Consider the following 2632-nt stretch of genomic DNA (forward strand, 5'->3'; position numbering starts at 1 on the left):
TATTTATTAGGCACGCCGCCAGCGTTCATCCTGAGCCAGGATCAAACTCTCCAATAAAGTTAGTTTGTCTAGCATCTAAAAATAAAAATTGACGTTTCACGTTGTTTGTTTCGTTCAGTTTTCAAAGAACTACTTGGTCGCTCATTTGCGACTCCCTTATGTTAACATCTTCGTTAGTTAATGTCAACTAAGTTTTTCATTTTGTTTACCGCGTTCTGCGTTATTGCATCGGCGACTTGTTCTATATTACACCTCTAAGATACAAACGTCAATATGTTTTTATAAAAAAACTTCATTTTTTATAAATCCTATTTACGTTATTAAATTATGTATTTATATACCTCTTCTATAAGAATAGATAAGCAACCCATAAAATACTCTATGGGTTGCTATTCCTTCATAAAAACTATTGTTCTTTTGAAGGTATCGAACAACTTTCATCCGTACAAGACATATCGCTTCCACCCTCTGAAGAAAGCTCTTGTAACTTAGGTGCAGGATTCTCTTCTTCCCACACTTGTTGAAGTGCACCGACAAAAGTTTCGAGTGGTTGTGCACCTGAAATAGCATACTTTTGATTAATAATAAAATAAGGTACTCCTGAAATTTGATATTGCTGAGCAATCGCTTCATCAATTCTAACATCATTTGCATATGCACCTTTATCATTAATAACACGTAAAGCTTCTTGCTTATCTAAACCTGAAGCTTCAGCAATAGTAGCAAGCGTATCCACATCACTTAAATTTCTCGATTCAGTGAAATATGCAAAAAGTAGATTTTCCGTAATCTCTTTTTCTTTCCCTTGACCCTTTGCAAATTTAGCTAGACGATGCGCATCAAAAGTGTTCGTCGGCTTCATCTCATCAAAATTAAAACTTAAACCCATACTAGCTGCATGATTTCCCAGTTGCACATTATTACGCTTAGCTTCTTCAATACTAATCCCGTACTTTGATGCAAGTACTTCATTAATACTTGTTCCAGAATAGATTGGAGCATTTTGGTCTAATTCAAAACTTTTAAACTCCACTTCAACATCCTTCTTATGCGGAAATTGCTCTAAAGCCATTTCTAATCTACGTTTCCCAATATAACAAAATGGGCATACAAAATCTGACCATACTTCAATTTTCATAGAAACACCTCATTAACATGTAGTTTTCAATTATTGTAGCACTGGCAATAAGGAATTCAAAAATTTATGCTTCAAACCTTATATACTACAAACTAAAATAAGTTTTTAAATAGAAAAAACGATAATCAAAAGTATAAAAACATTTCCTTCTGATTATCGTATATACAAATCTAAAACAATCTAATTACGCTGGAATGTATCTCCCCACGAACTTCCATACGGTATTCCAATATTTATTCGAATCTACCTTCTCGGCTTCTCCATGTCCAGCACCTGGAACAATTAATTTCTCTTTTTCTACTTTTGCAGCATTATATACTTCATCTAACATTTCATAAGGAACAAATGTATCAGCATCCCCATGAATAAATAGCATAGGTGTTTTACTTTTCGCCACTTGTTTTATAGCTGAAGCTTCTTCTAAATCATATCCAGCTCTTAATTTTGTAACTGTATTTGCCGCATTCATAACAGGAAACTTTGGCAAATGGAATAAATCTTTTAGTTGATACGTAAATTCATCAATAACAGTTGAGTATCCACAATCTTCAATAATAACTTTAACGTTAGAAGGTAACTCTTCACCTGAAGTCATCATTACAGTTGCTCCCCCCATTGAAACACCAAAGAGTGCTATTTCAGCATTAGGGTCTTTCTTTACAATTTGTTGAATCCAAATCAAAATATCTTTACGATCATGCCAGCCCATCCCTATATAATCACCTTCACTATTTCCATGCCCACGAAGGTCTGGCGCTATGACGTTATATCCTTGTTCATAAAAGTTCCGGATATATTTCGTCATTTTCGATGCCCTACTATCATATCCATGAACTACAATTGCCCATTTATGACTAGATTGTTCATTCATATATTCATAACCTGTTAATTTCAACTTATCGAAAGAATTTATGTTTCGTGTATTAGGTTTATGATTTGATACAAAGTTCGCATCCTTTTCTTCATTTGTAGCGAACACACCTCCCGATGCATTCACAGTTTCTACTAAGTGAGGATTATCCTCTAAAAACTCTTTCTCTTGTTTCGCATTCAACGCATAATTATAAAAATAATTCCCGACTAACATATAAGTAATTGCTAGAAGGACTAAAGCTACTATAGTAATTACACCTATCTTTTTCATATTATCTCCTTAAAAAAATTTAAATCTTCCTATATTAAAGTACCTCGAAAAACAACTGTACTATTTTAACACACCGATAGATTGCTTCTACAAAAAATAGAATAGAAAATCTTAAACTACACATCAAAAATGATGAAAGAAAATGAATATGAGGGGCTCAAAAGAATACGGATTACTTACTTGAAGCTGATAAGAAGTTTAAAACACAAAAAAGACGAGTCATTCTGACTCGTCTTAAAGTTGCTTGGCGACGTCCTACTCTCACAGGGACAAGGTCCCAACTACCATCGGCGCTAGAGAGCTTAACTTCCGTGTTCGGTATGGGAACGGGTGTGACCTCTCTGCCATCA

Annotated in this window: 2 protein-coding genes and 1 rRNA gene; all 3 read right to left on the bottom strand. The window is 34.3% G+C overall.

From position 1 onward, the window contains the following. Positions 1 to 406 precede the first annotated feature (406 nt). Entirely contained in the window at positions 407 to 1138 is a 732-nt protein-coding gene (locus AC1DMU_RS29400; RefSeq protein ID WP_215558986.1) for a DsbA family oxidoreductase, read from the bottom strand. Between the two features lie 184 nt (positions 1139 to 1322). Further along, entirely contained in the window at positions 1323 to 2282 is a 960-nt protein-coding gene (locus AC1DMU_RS29405; RefSeq protein WP_088061498.1) for an alpha/beta hydrolase, read from the bottom strand. A gap of 242 nt (positions 2283 to 2524) precedes the next feature. After that, positions 2525 to 2632 (bottom strand): 5S ribosomal RNA (gene rrf, locus AC1DMU_RS29410); the annotation flags it as partial.

It is taken from the genome of Bacillus sp. 01N45 (assembly GCF_056399205.1).